Genomic DNA, 15,426 nt, shown 5'->3' on the forward strand with positions numbered 1-15,426 from the left:
TTAAAGCACTTGTTTTAATTCATCATAATACTGCTTGGTAATGTGCAAACCATTATGACCACCATCCGTAATTGGAAATAATGTGATGTTTCCTGGATTGATTTTTTGTAATTTTTTAGCGTTCGTTTCCGGATGAATCAGAAAATCTCGCGTGCCATAAAATATGGTAATCGGAGCTTTTACCGCGCCAATAAAGTGATATGTTGGAATGTCATATTTTATTAAAAAGGTGGGGATTGGAGGCGCAATTTCTTCGGAAATAAGCGTTTTCCACGAATAATAGGGAGCGTTTAATATAAGTTGTTTCGGATTGTTTTTTGAAGCCACATAAGCGGCAATACCAGAACCCAAAGAATAACCCAAAAGAACAATTTGATTTTCTGAATAATCTTTTTTCACATAGTTATAAATGGCTTGGCCATCATTAAATAATTCCTTTGCTTCTGAATACTCACCATCGCTTTTGCCATAACCACGATAATCAAAAAATAAAATATCATACCCATTATTTAGGTATAAAGGTGCGCGTTTTCCCCAATCATGAATAGCACCCGCATTGCCGTGAAAATAGATGATAACACCTTTTTTTGTTTGTTCAGTTTTAAACAATAGTGCGTTTAACGAAACGGTTTCTGTAACAGGAATATTCAGTTCTTCAAAAGATTCTTTAAAGGTAAAGGTGTAATTTTTTTCTAAATGCTTCGGATTAAAAAAGAAACTTTCCTGCTTGAAATAAACAAAAATCAAAGACAAAATGTACAAGCCAAACAATACGGCAATTATGCGAAGAAATCGTCTAAAAAGTTTTGGAAAATTCAGTGTCAAGCGGTTTTGGTTTAAAAATGTCGTGCAAAAATACACTAAAAACCACTACATATTCAAATGCTATGATCCAGAGGTTTTCAGAATTGCTGGAATTGGAATAGGCTAAATAGCTGAAAATAATCATAAAACTCCAGACTATAGGAAACTTGTAATCTGTAAATACGGCAAGCAAAACTAATGTACCTACATACCAAGGATGAACCGTTGTAGCCGTAAAGTAATACATGCTTAAAGCGATAAGCATCGCTGCTATAAGTTGTGTTGTGTTCTTTGGTTTTTTATAAATAGCCATGCCAATAATAAATAAAAATATAAAAAGAGCCGTTAGTTTTCCAATAATAGCTATCTGATTATAACCGGAAATCCAATATCCAATTGCTCTTAAAATGTAATAAACACTGGCGTTAAACTCAAAATTCTGAAACCATAAAGCAACGGTATGCGTGTAATTAGTCAGGAACTCGGTTGAATAAAACGGTAAAAACAAACAGGCCGTTGTTAACCCAACAATGCCATAAAAAGAGAACAGTTTCTTAATATCTACTTTGTCTGATTCTTTTGTTTCTGGCGTATTTTCTTTTTTAAACCATCTAAAAAATAATGGCAGGAATAACAATGGTATTAATTTAACCGAAACAGAACAGGCAAAAACTACACCTGCCCATTGCCATTTACTTTTTTCTAACAAATACAAGCTCCAAATTAAGAAGAATAACATGACACCTTCAAAATGAAGATTTCCTGTCAATTCAATAATAATAAATGGATTTAAAATATACCAGAATATTAAATGTTCTGGAAGCTTAAATCGAATTAGTAATTTTCTCCCGAAGTAGAGAATTCCAAAATCAGCAGCAATAATAATCAGTCGTAAAACAACAACCGAACCTAAAATGTTTTTACCACTTAATAAACCAGCTATAACAAAACACAGTTGATTGAGAGGCGGGTAATTGGTAAAGTGGCTGGCGTTCAATAAACCCATGCCATTATAAAGTTCCTGCGCTTGAGCTACGGGAAATATGCTCATAGAAATAAACGATTCCGGTGTATATAAATACGGATTAAAACCTTCTAAAATCATGCGTCCATCCCAAATAAATCGGTAAAAATCCTGTGATAAATTCGGTATGGCTAAAATAAAAACGGCTCTAAATCCAAAGGCTATCCACGTTAGGTATTGGATATTATGTTTAGTAAGCTGAATAAGTTTATAAAAAACCGCAAATAATGCTGCATATAGCATGAGTAGTTTTGTAGTGTCTGTTCGCGTTAAATCATAGGCAAAAGCCCAATAAAAAAGCAAACTGGATAGAGCCAGAAGCAACTGAAATTTATAAACCTGTAAAAAGTTGGAAATTTGCATGGGTTAAATATACAGCTTCAAATCTTTTATAAATAAAAAAACAACCACTGTGGTGATTGCTTTTTGATGTCAATTTTTAAAAGGATTAATGTTACATTTTTGAAACTTTATTCAAGGCATCGGCAATGAGTGTGTCGCCTTTAATAATTTCAAATGTAGCCTTATTTGCAACGTCGTCATTTAACGTTCTTACTAAAGTTTGCGCCACATCATTTCGGCTTATTTCTCCCTGCTTGTTCAGTTTCGATTCTAATTCTATTTTATTGCTCAATTCTCCATCTGTTAAGGCACCTGGTCTAACAATACTATAATTCAAACCACTTTTAATTAAGTGCTTATCTGCATTCTGTTTCGCTTTTAAATAATCTTTTAATTCTGAAACAGATTCGGGATTATCCGCACCCATGGAACTTAACATCACAAATTTTCTAATGTTATTCTGTTTAGAAGCATCAATAAGCTTTTTAGCACCTTCTTGATCTACTGCAACGACATTTTTCCCACCAGAACCAGCGGCAAATATAACTTTATCAATTGGTGTTTTAAACGCAGGCGTAACGTCCTGTTCTAAATCGGCTAGAATGGTGTCAACATTTTTCGATTTAAAAAAAGGAATCTGCTCTTCTTTCCTAACCATTGCAATCGGGTTAAAATATTGAGATTCACTTAAAAGATTAACTATTTTTTTTCCTGTGGTACCATGAGCACCTGCTACTAAAATATTTTCCATATCTTAATATAACCCGAAAAGCTAGTAATTACAAGGAATTGAAGCGGTTTAACGTAAGTTTAATACTATTGCGTAGCCAACGTGATTAATTTCTTAAAGACTTCAAAAACACATAACCGAAACCTAAAAATAGCATAAGATGAAATGGGAATAATCCAAAATCGCCTTTGTGATTTCCCACAATAAATGCACTGTACATGCCGAAGGCAAAGTAGAGTGTAAGTAGACCTTCAAAAATAACGTTTGTTGAAATTCTCTTTTTAAGATAAATATTATCTTTCCAAGAACTCTTATCGGTATTGATATTGAATTTTGGTGTACGAATAAAATCACTTCGCTTTCTGAAATGCCCTTCTATTACAGCTATGGTATTATGTAAAGAAAACCCCATAGCAATTGCGAAGAAACTAAAAAACATACCAATAAATCCAACAAAATTTTTAAATCCAGAACCATGTATGTGTTTATACATAAACCAATAACAAATGAAGAAAATTAGTGAGCTTATCACAAAAAAGCTAGTGGCATAAAAGTACATTTTAAGCGTATCATTTTCATGTTTAATATAAAGCATAGGAACGCTTAATATGGCAACAATTAAAATGTTTAAAAACATGGTACTATTTAATAAATGCAAAATACCATGCATTTTGGTTTTAGCAGATATGCCATTGTTCTTTACTATTTTAAAGAACATTTTCTGAAAATTTTCGGCCCCACCTTTATTCCACCTAAATTGTTGTGATCGTGCTGCACTGATTATAATAGGGAGTTCAGCAGGTGTTACAACATTTTCTAAATACTTAAATTTCCAGCCTTTTAATTGGGCACGATAGCTTAAATCCAAATCTTCGGTTAGCGTGTCGCCTTCCCAATTTCCCGCATCTAGAATACAGGTTTTTCGCCAAACACCGGCCGTTCCATTAAAATTTATAAAATGGTTTTTCGTGTTTCGCCCCGTTTGTTCTAAAGTGAAATGCGTATCTAAAGCAAAAGCTTGAATTTTAGTAAGAATAGAATAATCCCGATTTATATGTCCCCAACGGGTTTGAACAACACCAATGTTATTATCTTTAAAATGCGGAATGGTTTGCAAGAGCCAATCGGATTTCGGTAAAAAGTCGGCATCAAAAATGGCAATAAATTCTCCCTTGGCAGTTTCTAATCCAGCTTTTAATGCGCCAGCTTTAAAACCGGTTCTGTCCGTTCTATGAATGTATTTAATATCCAGACCTGTTTGCTGTAATTCACTAATTTTTTTATAAATTATTTGAATCGATTTATCCGTAGAATCATCTAACACTTGAATTTCTAATTTATCTTGCGGATAATCTATTTTCGAAACATTTTCCAACAAGCGCTCTACTACATACAATTCATTGTAAAGTGGTAATTGAATTGTTACTAGAGGGATTTCTGAAGGATTTTTAAAATTGAATTTAGTCGTATTATCAATCTTCTTTTTTGCTGATAAATAATTGAACAATAGATTCAGTTGCGCCAAAGCATACATGAATATAAGAAGCAATGCCAACGTGTAAATAGTTATGATGATGCCTTCAATAATCATTTTTTAAAACCGTATTTAAAAATCCACCCCAAAATTTTAAAGCCTGCAAAAACAGCACCTTTAACTGTTCCAGATACTTTAGAAACACCAATTCTGTTTCTGTAATTTACAGGGATTTCTGTATAGGAAATTTTTTGTTTTAATACTTTTAGTTGCATTTCTACTGTCCAACCATAGGTTTTATCTTCCATGTTTAAAGCCAATAATTGCTTGTATTTAATAGCGCGAAATGGCCCTAAATCCGTGAATTTCGACTTAAACATAAAACGCATTAAGGTTGTGGCTAGCCAATTTCCAAAAATTTGAGGTATGGTCATAGACCCTTTCTCACGTAGCATTTTCACACGAGCTCCAATTACAAAGTCGACTTTGTTATCAAGTATAGGTTGAATTATTTTAGTGAGTTCTTCCGGGTAATCACTATAATCGCCATCAAGGAATACAATAATATCGGCTTTTTCATTTTGTTCAGCAACATAAGCCATACCTTTTAAACAGGCATAACCGTAGCCTTTTCTGCTTTCGCTTAACACCGTTGCTCCAGCGTTTCTAGCATTTTCTACCGTAGCATCCGTTGAGTTATTGCTCACCACAATAATTTCGTTTACTAATGCTGGAATATCTCCAATGACTAGCGGAATGGAATCAGCTTCATTATAAGCAGGAATAATGACTTTTATATGGGGCATTTGCTGTTTTGTTTCAGGGGACAAAAGTACGATAGTTTTATATTTATTTCTGATTCAGTAAATCCATTAAATCAACATCATTTCCTAAAAGAATTTCAGTTGGATTAATACGTCCGTTTTCTGGACCATTCTCCAATTTTAAAACGCCCCTTGGGCAAACGGCAGCGCAAATACCACAGCCAACACAACTAGATCGTATTATATTTTCACCTTTTTGAGCATAAGCTCTAACATCAATACCTTGTTCACAATAGGTGGAGCAATTACCACAGGAAATACATTGTCCACCATTGGTTGTAATTCTAAATCGGGATTTAAAACGTTGAACAAATCCTAAATATGCAGCTAATGGACAGCCAAATCTACACCAAACACGATTTCCAAAAATAGGGTAGAACCCTGTTCCTATAACTCCGGCGAAAATAGCGCCAATTAAAAAGCCGTAAATATCTTGTATGGTTTGTGTTTTTATTCCTAAAACAGCATCCGCTCCTGAAAAATAGGAATAGAGTGTAAACCCCGTCATAACAAGTGCAAATACTAAAACGCCATGCACTAGCCAGCGTTCTAATTGCCATGCTTTTAGTGATTTATCAGATAATTGACGATACGGATCGCCTAAAGTCTCTGCTAAACCACCGCATCCACATACCCACGAGCAGTACCAGCGTTTACCGAAAAAGTAAACCATAACGGGAACAACAACAACGGTTAAAACAATACCCCAAACTAGGATAAATAGGCCAAAACCACCACTTTCTATGAGTTGATTTAAATTCCAACTGAAAAAGAAATCGTAATCGAGAGGGAAGGCATTTTTAAAATCATACCAAGGCTTTTCAAAACGAACCAAAATTTCTGGAATCAAAAATGCAAATACAATCTGAAAAAAAAGCACCGAAGTAGTTCGTAGTATTTGATATTTATTATGACGGTATTTAATATACATGCGGACAGCCATAACCGTCATAACCGTAGAATATAGAAAACCGTAAAGAAACCATTGACTCGCTAAATTACCACTTAACGCCATGCTAAAGGGATCAACTATGTACGTCCAATTAACGATGAAGTCTGGATAAAAATATAGTAGAACATAAAAACTGACTAGAAAAATAAATACAAACCAACCAATCCAACCTCTACTAGTTGAAGCATGGTGGTAAATACCATTATTTTTAATGCCAGGACGACCAAGTGTTACAACTTGAGGAATAATAAAGAGTAAGGCACCAAGAATACCCAAACCAAAGGTGAGGATCCAAAATAGCATTTTATTGTCTTTTATTATGCCATTTCCTGAAGATTTGGCAAGCTCATAAGAAAAGCTATGTGGTTTGGTCCATATCACTTTATCCCATTCACTGTTTTCTTTGTGAGTGGTATTTGCGCTTTCTAAAGCCGTTGTTACTTTTGAAGAAAATGAAAAAGGATTAGAAAACTCGTTCCCAACCACATTAGTATTCATATCATTTATAAATAGTTCGCTTTTTATTCCTTTATTCGTAACAACCTCGTCAAAGACATCTTGTGAAAGTTCATATTTTCCTAAAAATATTAAGGAAATAAAGATGGCAAGTCCAGTTAAAAATAAACCAAGACCTATATATTGTATTTGTTTCATTTGATGTATTTAGGAGGTTTGAAAAATACGTTTCCAACTCTTCTTCTTTAATTGGATGGTTGTATTATGGTCGTTATTAAATTTTTGGATAATTGTTTTTTCATGAAGTTTATAAAACTCCGGATCAAAATTAGCATCAGCTAGATGTGCTAAAACATATTCTATAGACCGATTTTCAGATAAAACCCGATCGAAAAACTCATGGCGCATGCGAATTCCAAAATTGTTTATTCCTAGAAATTGCCGTGATTCTTTATGAAATGCTATGGTAATACATTTGGTGTCGTCGGGATGTTTCCAATGAAAATGCACTTCATGGTCTGGTTGCTCCTTTTTACCATGAACCCAACCATACGTTTGATATTCAATATCAAAAAATTTAGCCGAATTAAACCAATGACCAGGTTTATATTCCAAGCGATTATCACAAATAGTCTGGGCAACAACTTCACCCATCATACGTCCTGTGTACCAAACGGCTTCAATGGGTCTGCGGTTTCCAATAGCTTCATGTTGCTCCGCACAATCGCCTATAGCATAAATATCAGGAATATTGGTTTCTAAAAACCGATTTACTAAAACACCACGATTAATGGCTATTCCAGAATCTTTTATAAAATTAATATTGGGTGAAACGCCAGCCGTTAACCCCACAACATTACAAGGAATTTCTTCCTCTGTTTCTTCTAAAATGACTGATTTTACGTTTCCGTTTTCATCTGAAATTATTTCTTTAAGGTTAGAAGCTAATCTTAAATCGATACCGTTTCTAGTTATTTCACGATTAACCATTTCAGATTCACCTTCTGGTAAAACGCCGTTCCAAAAACTGGTTTCGCGTACTGAAAATGTTACAGGAATATGTCGTGAATGAAGCATTTCAGCTAATTCAATCCCAATTAATCCACCACCAACAATTACGGCTCGCTTGCAACTTTTATTATCTGGTGCGTACACTTCTAAATTGTCTAAATCTTGTTTGCTATACAAGCCTTGGACGCCGTTCAAATCCTGTCCAGGCCAACCAAATTTATTAGGCTTGCTCCCGGTAGCTAGTATCAGTTGGTCATACTTTAATAAGTCTCCTTTTTCAAAATGAAGTGTTTTACTTGAGGTGTCAATTTGGTTGACAAATCCCGATTTGAGTTCAATACGATTCTTTTTCCAAAACCAATCTTCATAAGGTTTGGTGTGCTCATATGTCATGTGTCCCATGTAAATATACATCAAGGCTGTACGTGAGAAAAAGTGGTCGGTTTCTGCTGATACTATTGTAATTTTTTTATCTGATAATTTCCTAATATGTCTAGCTGCTGTTACGCCAGAAATACCGTTTCCAATTATTACAACGTGTTCCATATATTGATTTCTTGTTGGGTTTGTCGAAGGTTTTTGCTGAAACTTAAGGTTCTTTGTGCAATTTGTTTAAATTTAATCATAATTAAGTAGTTATGACAAGGTATTTAACGTGGTTTTTAGTTTTTATACTCTCTTCATGTAGTATGACTACGAAGAAAGATATCAAAATAAATGGTGTTAGCTTTGTGGCATCTCGTGATAGTATTTCTAATAAAAATATCCTACCCGTTTTAAATGTAAATGCCAACTATACGGCTATTATGCCGTTTGGGTTTATTACAAGCTTGGAACATCCTGAAATAATTTATAATACAGATAGACAATGGTTTGGTGAAACTAAAGCTGGCGTTTCACAATATATTGATGTTTTACAGAAAGCAAATATTGAAATCATGATAAAACCACAAATTTGGGTTTGGCATGGTGAATTTACAGGGCATATTAAAATGCCTAATGAAGCTGCTTGGTTAGAATTGGAACAAACCTACTCGCGCTTTATTTTGGATTTTGCTAAACTAGCTCAAGAAAAGCAGGTTGCTATATATTGTATTGGTACCGAATTGGAACAGTTTGTAGCGCACAGACCTGAATATTGGCAAGAATTAATTATGAATATTCGTGCTGTTTATGATGGGAAACTAACATACGCTGCTAATTGGGATGAATACAAACGCACACCATTATGGAGCGATTTGGATTATATTGGCGTGGATGCCTATTTTCCAATTAGTGATAAAAAAACACCCAATGTAGATGATGCTATTGCAGGTTGGCAAGCGCATACAATAGAAATGAAAGCAATTTCTGAAACCTTTGACAAACCCATACTATTTACGGAATTTGGCTACCGAAGTACAGATTATACCGGAAAAGAACCTTGGGTTAGCGATTATAAAATAACGGCGTTAAATTTTGAGGGACAAACCAATACAACCCAAGCTTTATTTGATGTATTCTGGAAAGAACCTTGGTTTGCAGGTGGTTTTGTTTGGAAATGGTTTCATAATCATGAAGAAAGTGGCGGTGAAACAGATAATCAATTTACACCTCAAAATAAACCCGTTGAAGCTGTTATTAGAGACTACTATAAAAGACAATAAATCGGGAATAGGATCATGCCGCATCCCGATTCATGTGTTTACTAATAAAAACCCACTGATATTTAGTGTGTTTTTTCTATAATCTTAAAATCTTTTATGGCTTGGTTAGGTTCAATAATATTGTATCCTTTCCAAAATTCCGAATCATAAGCCGGAAGATAGGTTGGTGTTACCTCTGGCACTTCTGTGAAATTGTTGAACTCTGTTTCTGAAATAGGTGTCGATTCAAAAACAATCAATTCTTTTTTCTCAACATTTCGAACTATAAAATGTAAATCAGCAGCTAATTCATTTTGCTTGCGTCTGCCTTTTACGTTTTTGTTTTTCTCAATAATTTTTAAAGGCCTTTTAATACCTACTTGTTGACCATCGGTTTGATCAGCATATTTTAAAGTGTATTTTTCATTGGCATTTTTTTGGAAAATGATAGTGCCTTCCTTTAAATACTCATTTAATGAAATACCTAATAACCCAAATTTACGCAGAGGCTTTACATTTTTATAATCTACACGCACAATAGCAAAATCTTGTGTGTTAATGTAAAGCGTTCCCTCGAAATCCTCGCTCCGTTTGGGCTTAAAAGTTATGGTGTAAACAAATTCGTTATTCAGATACGCAAAATCCTGCATTTCAAATTCATAACGTCTGGATTTTTCAATAAAATTCAAATCCGAATCTTCATCTAGGAAGTTGGCGTTTTCAATACTTTGGATTGAGCCTTTTCGCCAGTTTAAAAAGTTGGCTTTACGCTTGGCTTCCAATTCTTTTTTCTTTTCTATAAATTCTGCTGTTTGTTGGTCTTCTTTTTTATCTTCAAAAAACGAGGAGTCTATTTCTTCTTTCGTGCCAAACCAACCCGATTTAATTTTGAAATACGAATCGCGTTTCACATGTTTTCTGATAATTTCATTGAAGCGTTTTTCATAATTTTCAAAGGTTATTTCGCTTTCTTTATCGTATAGACGAGAAGCTTTTAAAATATCTAATTTCTGTGGTGTGGACGGTTTAATTTCGCCATATATTTCGGCTAAAACTTCCGTGTGCTGATCCGTGTTTTTTGGAACGGATTTAATAATGCTATCTACAAATGCTTGATTGAATTCGGGAATAGTAGATTCTTCAATTTTCACATCCGTTTTCAGCATATTTGTGTAGTATGATTCTCTGTAGAACAGTTTGCGCTTTGCGTAATCAAAATCGTAATTGGTTTTTAATCCTTCCTTAACTTTGTCTAAAATTTCATCCAGTGTATAGTTTTTATTGGTGATAAACACTTCACTTAAATCAATATTTTTGGTACTTAATGAAATAATACTATCTGTAAATTTTTGAATAGCAAATTGTTTTTGCTCGTAACCTAAGCAGCTTATATAAAGAGAGTCCCTTTCAGAAATTTTTCTGTTAATGGTAATGTTGAATTCGCCTTTATCATTGCTAATAACACCTGTTTTGTCGTCTATTAATATTGTTGCAAATGGTATAGGTTCTTGTTTGGTTGAGTCCACTATTTTTGCAGAAATAGTGCGTTGGGCTTTTGCTGAAAATACGGTTAGACAGCACAGTGCCAAGATAAGTTTGGTTGGTTTCATGATAATTGGTTTAGAGTGGAAAAGTATATTTTTCAATTGAAGCAACACGTTTCTTTATCACTTTATTAAGTAAGATTTATCTTTATTTTAACAGATTAACCATGTTGAAACCAGATTTTTAGGAAATATGCTTTTGGTAATATGTATATAATTCATCTGCGGAAGCACCAAACCATTTTTTAATATATATAGTCCAAAAATGATATTGTAATGTCCAGACACCATGCTTATCATAAAGCCGAGCAGACGTTTTTATTTTGTCTTGAATGACCACAAATTGCTTTCTAGCATAAAGCTCATTTATTAAAATATTGTCTTCATAAATGGTGAAATTTTCATCAAAACCACCAATTTCGGTGAATAATTGTTTGGTAATAAACTGACTTTGATCTCCGCCACGACTAGCACGCCAAGAAAATTGGGTGAGCCAACCCGCTAATTGTAACCACCAATGATTGTTATCAAACTGTAAACGGAAGCAACCTGCTAAATTCCCTTTGATTACTTCTTGGATTATGAGGTTGTCAAAATTTTTAGGCGGAAAAGAATCCGCATGGAGGAAATAGAGAATAGTTCCTGTGGCGTGGTTGGCGCCAAAATTCATTTGTTTAGCTCTGCCTTTATGTGCGTTTAGAAGATGAATTTTGTTCGAAGGCACAAATTTATTAACAATGTTTTGTGAGCCATCCACACTTCCGCCATCTACAACGATGATTTCCGCTATATTTTTAGAAGTTGAATTTTCTAGAAGATGTTCCAAAACCGACGCTATACTTTCGGCTTCATTGAGCATGGGAATAATTATGGAAATGGAATTAATCATTTAGCTTCCAACTATAATCTATATACTTTATTTTAGCATCGGATGCAATTTTTACATCTGAATAGATGTTTAAAAAGTTGATAAGACTGCCGTTTTCCTTAAAATCTTTCGAAAACCATTTAAATATTTTTGATAATTCCAGACTGTTTTTTTGAATTCTATTTTTTGATGAATCTGCCAAAAACTGTTTTGTAACTGTTGTTAATTGTTTGTCTAATTTTTCTGGTATATAGGCTTCATTTAATAATTGCGGACAAGAAGCCGAAGCGCAAACAATAGCAAAATGAATACGTGGTTCCTTCATGTTGCGAAGCACCTCATGTTCAATATAATTTAAAGAAAGTAATTTGCCGTTGATAGGAATAAACTCGTGTTCCCAAGGATTTTTGATGTCTTTAATGCTTTCAATTGGATAATTATCAATAATCAGTTTTATGGTAAATGCATTATACGCGTTAATCCAATAGGCTAATGTTTCGTTTTTTGTCCAACTTTCTTTAGGTGAAACGGCTATAAATTGGTTGAGGTAGGTGTTTAATTCTGAATCATTTGCTTTTATAGTTTTATAATCAACTTCACCTTTATTAGTAACATGTTTTTGTAAGAATTCAGTAAAACCGGAATGGTTTATAGTTTGTCCAAAAGCCGAAAGACTGAAGCAAAACAGCAATAACATAAGATATATCGGACTTTTCATAGCATTGTTTTTAAATATTAATATGGAGTTTGTAGCTATTGGTTCATAGTTTGTTCTACATAATCTACCGCTTCTTTAATATTAATCGAAAAAACTCCAGCATTTCCAATTTCAAATGCGTCTTTCCATTGATAATAGCCATCCTCGTAATTTGATAGAGTATTGTTGGAGCTAACCAATTCTGTCAAACTTTGAATAATTGATTCTTCCGAAAAAGGTAAATGACCTATGTCTTCAGATATTCCAGTTTCAATTTTAGCATTTTTAATTTTTAATCCATGAACTGATATATGAATTACTGTTTCTTTTTCTTCGTATTTTTCAATTTTCAAAATTAATACTCTTGATTTTTCTTCACCTATTCTCGTCTTATATTTCCAAATTTGTCCAGACTCAAGTTGGGTTTGTGGAATGTCAATTTTAATGTTTTTTTTGTTTTGACTAAATAAACCAAAAAACGAGAATAAGAAAATCATAAAGAATAGTTTAAAAGTAATTTTCATTTTTTATTTATGGAATATAATTCTGCATTATATTTTTTAACAACAGCCACCACCATCATAATGAAACGTGGATTCACTGATGTAAATATCGTTTCGATTCAATTTGGCCAAGTCGCCAGCCGTTTTATCACAAATAGCTAATGGTTGGTTTTGCACGAGAACATGACCTGCGTTATCATCAAAAAAATCTTGATCGCCATAATAAATAGCGGCTTTTCCTGTAAAAATACACGGACCATCTGCAGGCATGGGATCTTTTATGGCAGCTACTTCAATAGATTCTATATAAATCAATTCTTCCGTTGGGTAATGGTTAGGAGCCAAAATACGATACGGTTTTCTGGCGCGAATTTCAATGGTTCCAAAACCAGCATCGGTTAGCATTTTAACATATTCAGCAATGGGCAAACTACCACTTAAACAAAGGGCGCGCAATCTGTCATCGTTACGCAAGGTGTCATTCATGGGTTGCTCGCAAGTAGGATCGCTCATGACTAATTTACCATGTGGTTTGAGTACGCGATACATTTCAGCAATGGCTTTTTTTAAATCGTCTGTTTTAAAAATATTGAATAAACAATTTTGTGCAGCCACATCAATACTGTTATCAGGAACTGGAAGATTCAACGCATCACCTTTTTTAAGATCTACAAATTCACTTTTAAACCATGGGTTTTGAGCTTCGGCTTCTTTAAAATTTTTACGAGATGCTTCTAACATTTCATCGACTACATCAATACCAATAACACCATTTTTTTTGCGGTTGAAATATGAAAACTGCAATAATTCCATGCCGCCACCAACACCAACATAGAGCATTTTTGGGTTGTTAGTTAAATCGCGTGCATGAACAGTTGACCCACAACCATAGTTCATTTCCTGCATGATTTTCGGGATTCTTAACCCCGGTAATTCCCAAATAGGATTCGTGGTGCAACATAAACCAACATCTGGTGTTAATGCTGCTTCTTTGTATACATCGTGTGTGGTGTTAAGATAATTGCTCATAGTTTCAGTATTCGGGTGTTAATTGCTATTATAAACTTTTAATCAGTTCTTTAAAAAGGGTAATCATTTGTGGTTCTGCTTTTCCTGCCATTTCTATAATTTCTGAAATATCAACAGGTTTTAGATTACTTGGGTCGCACTCATCCGTTAAAACTGACACGGCAGCCACCTTTAAATTCAAATGATTGGCTACAATAATTTCTGGAACGGTACTCATTCCAACAGCATCAGCCCCAATAATTTTAAGCATCCTATATTCTGCACGTGTTTCCAATTGCGGTCCAACAACGCTAGCATAAACGCCTTTGTGAAGTTTAATGCCTTGGTCTTTAGCAATAGCTTCAAATTTGGCATTAATATCTGCATCATAAGGTGCGCTCATATCGGTAAAACGTTCGCCTAATAATTCCACACCTCTAAAGGCCAATGGTGAACTACCTTGGAGATTAATATGATCATCTATTAACATCAGTTCGCCTTTTTTAAAGTCTAAATTGATGGCACCAGAGGCATTAGAAACTAATAAGGTTTCTATGCCTAATTGTTTCATAACACGAACGGGATAGGTAACATCCTGCAGTGAGTAGCCTTCGTAAATATGAAAACGGCCTTGCATAACCACCACCTTTTTTCCTGAAAGTGTTCCGTAAATAAGTTTGCCTTTATGAAACTCAACCGTAGCCGTTGGGAAATTTGGGATGTGATTATAGCTAACTTCAGCTATAATATCAATATCGTCCAATAATTTGCCCAATCCTGTTCCGAGAGTAATGCCAATGTCAGGGCTTTCAAACCCTTTACTTTGTAAATATTCGGTGGTTTCTGTTATATATTTTATCATAAGTTTAATAGTATTTTTTTAATGATTCAATGCCTTCAATATCCTCAAAGGTATCAATATCATTTAATATTTCTAATAAGTGAATGTCTTCATTCTGTAAATCATCTAAGGTGTCTTTACGAATACTTTCCGTTCCCCAAGCTTTGTTTTTGAATACTTTAGGATGCAATTGTTTCATGCCGAAAAGGTAATAACCGCCATCTTTAGCAGGACCCAAAACATAATCATTTTCGTTTAATTTTTGAAATCCTTCTGAAATAATCTCGGCGTTTAAATCTAATAAATCGCTGCCAATTATCAGAACTTTTTCATAGCCTAGTTGAAATAATTCCGAAAAGGCATTCTCCATTCGCTCTCCTAAATCAAAACCTTCCTGAAGCTTCTTTTTAAAAAATTCGGGATTCCAAAGGTCCTCTTTTTGAATGGCTTCAGAATAAAAAACATAGCGATCTACCGATACATTTTTTGCCGTTTCTGCAGTATGCTTTAATAGATGTTTGTAAATTTCCAAAGCCGCTTCATTACCAATAGTTTTGGCTAATCGGGTTTTACATTTTCCTAATTCTGGATTTCTTGTAAAAATAATAAGCGCACTTTTGGACGTTGGAAAATAGAAATTAGCCACTTGATCTTGGTCGCTATTGGTGTTATTTTTTGATAAAATTCCCATTGATGCTATATACTAATTGAATGCCTTTTCAC

General features: G+C 34.1%; 15 protein-coding genes. 1 reads left to right on the forward strand and 14 read right to left on the reverse strand.

From position 1 onward, the window contains the following. From ACN0QX_RS01835 to ACN0QX_RS01865, 7 genes are all read right to left on the reverse strand, one after another. On the reverse strand, positions 1 to 825 hold the full coding sequence (locus ACN0QX_RS01835; RefSeq protein WP_248395945.1) for an alpha/beta hydrolase: 825 nt from the start codon (positions 823 to 825) through the stop codon (positions 1 to 3). Continuing rightward, positions 797 to 2,191: a glycosyltransferase 87 family protein gene (locus tag ACN0QX_RS01840; RefSeq protein ID WP_417195211.1), complete on the reverse strand. Its 1,395-nt coding sequence runs from the start codon at positions 2,189 to 2,191 to the stop codon at positions 797 to 799. The genes ACN0QX_RS01835 and ACN0QX_RS01840 overlap by 29 nt, the downstream gene beginning before the upstream one ends. A gap of 91 nt (positions 2,192 to 2,282) precedes the next feature. Further along, entirely contained in the window at positions 2,283 to 2,921 is a 639-nt protein-coding gene (locus tag ACN0QX_RS01845; protein ID WP_417195212.1) for an SDR family oxidoreductase, read from the reverse strand. 85 nt (positions 2,922 to 3,006) lie between these two features. Next, positions 3,007 to 4,491 carry a cellulose synthase family protein gene (locus ACN0QX_RS01850; protein WP_417195214.1) on the reverse strand — a complete coding sequence of 495 codons (1,485 nt, stop codon included), beginning with the start codon at positions 4,489 to 4,491 and terminating at the stop codon, positions 3,007 to 3,009. After that, complete coding sequence (locus ACN0QX_RS01855; RefSeq protein ID WP_417195216.1) at positions 4,488 to 5,180, reverse strand: glycosyltransferase family 2 protein; 693 nt, start codon at positions 5,178 to 5,180, stop codon at positions 4,488 to 4,490. The genes ACN0QX_RS01850 and ACN0QX_RS01855 overlap by 4 nt, the downstream gene beginning before the upstream one ends. Before the next feature lie 43 nt (positions 5,181 to 5,223). Then, positions 5,224 to 6,804: a 4Fe-4S binding protein gene (locus ACN0QX_RS01860; protein ID WP_417195218.1), complete on the reverse strand. Its 1,581-nt coding sequence runs from the start codon at positions 6,802 to 6,804 to the stop codon at positions 5,224 to 5,226. A gap of 9 nt (positions 6,805 to 6,813) precedes the next feature. Next, positions 6,814 to 8,163: an NAD(P)/FAD-dependent oxidoreductase gene (locus tag ACN0QX_RS01865; RefSeq protein WP_417195219.1), complete on the reverse strand. Its 1,350-nt coding sequence runs from the start codon at positions 8,161 to 8,163 to the stop codon at positions 6,814 to 6,816. A 143-nt stretch (positions 8,164 to 8,306) separates the two neighbouring features. Between ACN0QX_RS01865 and ACN0QX_RS01870 the strand changes: the two genes are divergently transcribed. Beyond that, entirely contained in the window at positions 8,307 to 9,263 is a 957-nt protein-coding gene (locus ACN0QX_RS01870) for a glycoside hydrolase family 113 (RefSeq protein ID WP_417195221.1), read from the forward strand. 62 nt (positions 9,264 to 9,325) lie between these two features. On the opposite strand, the gene ACN0QX_RS01875 is transcribed toward ACN0QX_RS01870, so the two are convergent. The 7 genes from ACN0QX_RS01875 to ACN0QX_RS01905 form a co-directional block, all read right to left on the reverse strand. Beyond that, the gene (locus tag ACN0QX_RS01875; protein ID WP_417195223.1) at positions 9,326 to 10,852 is read right to left on the reverse strand and encodes a carboxypeptidase-like regulatory domain-containing protein; all 1,527 of its coding nucleotides are present in this window, start codon (positions 10,850 to 10,852) and stop codon (positions 9,326 to 9,328) included. 118 nt (positions 10,853 to 10,970) lie between these two features. Next, positions 10,971 to 11,675: a TIGR04283 family arsenosugar biosynthesis glycosyltransferase gene (locus tag ACN0QX_RS01880; RefSeq protein ID WP_417195225.1), complete on the reverse strand. Its 705-nt coding sequence runs from the start codon at positions 11,673 to 11,675 to the stop codon at positions 10,971 to 10,973. After that, entirely contained in the window at positions 11,668 to 12,372 is a 705-nt protein-coding gene (locus ACN0QX_RS01885; protein WP_417195227.1) for a DUF547 domain-containing protein, read from the reverse strand. Before ACN0QX_RS01885 ends, ACN0QX_RS01880 begins: the two co-directional genes overlap by 8 nt. A gap of 35 nt (positions 12,373 to 12,407) precedes the next feature. Further along, the gene (locus ACN0QX_RS01890) at positions 12,408 to 12,848 is read right to left on the reverse strand and encodes a hypothetical protein (RefSeq protein WP_417195228.1); all 441 of its coding nucleotides are present in this window, start codon (positions 12,846 to 12,848) and stop codon (positions 12,408 to 12,410) included. Positions 12,849 to 12,911: 63 nt separating this feature from the next. Then, the gene (arsM, locus tag ACN0QX_RS01895) at positions 12,912 to 13,883 is read right to left on the reverse strand and encodes an arsenosugar biosynthesis arsenite methyltransferase ArsM (RefSeq protein WP_417195230.1); all 972 of its coding nucleotides are present in this window, start codon (positions 13,881 to 13,883) and stop codon (positions 12,912 to 12,914) included. Positions 13,884 to 13,911: 28 nt separating this feature from the next. Then, positions 13,912 to 14,724, reverse strand: a complete 813-nt coding sequence (locus ACN0QX_RS01900) for a purine-nucleoside phosphorylase (RefSeq protein ID WP_417195232.1) — start codon at positions 14,722 to 14,724, stop codon at positions 13,912 to 13,914. Between the two features lie 4 nt (positions 14,725 to 14,728). After that, the gene (locus tag ACN0QX_RS01905) at positions 14,729 to 15,394 is read right to left on the reverse strand and encodes a TIGR04282 family arsenosugar biosynthesis glycosyltransferase (RefSeq protein ID WP_417195233.1); all 666 of its coding nucleotides are present in this window, start codon (positions 15,392 to 15,394) and stop codon (positions 14,729 to 14,731) included. Positions 15,395 to 15,426 lie beyond the last annotated feature (32 nt).

The organism is Bizionia sp., assembly GCF_048259285.1.
Taxonomy (GTDB): domain Bacteria; phylum Bacteroidota; class Bacteroidia; order Flavobacteriales; family Flavobacteriaceae; genus Algorimicrobium; species Algorimicrobium hallyeonense.

Bases quoted from the DNA above. Each gene is read 5' to 3' on its own strand.
- ACN0QX_RS01840 (WP_417195211.1), bottom strand. From the start codon at position 2,191: ATGCAAATTTCCAACTTTTTACAGGTTTATAAATTTCAGTTGCTTCTG.
- ACN0QX_RS01845 (WP_417195212.1), bottom strand. From the start codon at position 2,921: ATGGAAAATATTTTAGTAGCAGGTGCTCATGGTACCACAGGAAAAAAA.
- ACN0QX_RS01850 (WP_417195214.1), bottom strand. From the start codon at position 4,491: ATGATTATTGAAGGCATCATCATAACTATTTACACGTTGGCATTGCTT.
- ACN0QX_RS01855 (WP_417195216.1), bottom strand. From the start codon at position 5,180: ATGCCCCATATAAAAGTCATTATTCCTGCTTATAATGAAGCTGATTCC.
- ACN0QX_RS01860 (WP_417195218.1), bottom strand. From the start codon at position 6,804: ATGAAACAAATACAATATATAGGTCTTGGTTTATTTTTAACTGGACTT.
- ACN0QX_RS01865 (WP_417195219.1), bottom strand. From the start codon at position 8,163: ATGGAACACGTTGTAATAATTGGAAACGGTATTTCTGGCGTAACAGCA.
- ACN0QX_RS01870 (WP_417195221.1), top strand. From the start codon at position 8,307: ATGACTACGAAGAAAGATATCAAAATAAATGGTGTTAGCTTTGTGGCA.
- ACN0QX_RS01875 (WP_417195223.1), bottom strand. From the start codon at position 10,852: ATGAAACCAACCAAACTTATCTTGGCACTGTGCTGTCTAACCGTATTT.
- ACN0QX_RS01880 (WP_417195225.1), bottom strand. From the start codon at position 11,675: ATGATTAATTCCATTTCCATAATTATTCCCATGCTCAATGAAGCCGAA.
- ACN0QX_RS01885 (WP_417195227.1), bottom strand. From the start codon at position 12,372: ATGAAAAGTCCGATATATCTTATGTTATTGCTGTTTTGCTTCAGTCTT.
- ACN0QX_RS01890 (WP_417195228.1), bottom strand. From the start codon at position 12,848: ATGATTTTCTTATTCTCGTTTTTTGGTTTATTTAGTCAAAACAAAAAA.
- arsM (WP_417195230.1), bottom strand. From the start codon at position 13,883: ATGAGCAATTATCTTAACACCACACACGATGTATACAAAGAAGCAGCA.
- ACN0QX_RS01900 (WP_417195232.1), bottom strand. From the start codon at position 14,724: ATGATAAAATATATAACAGAAACCACCGAATATTTACAAAGTAAAGGG.
- ACN0QX_RS01905 (WP_417195233.1), bottom strand. From the start codon at position 15,394: ATGGGAATTTTATCAAAAAATAACACCAATAGCGACCAAGATCAAGTG.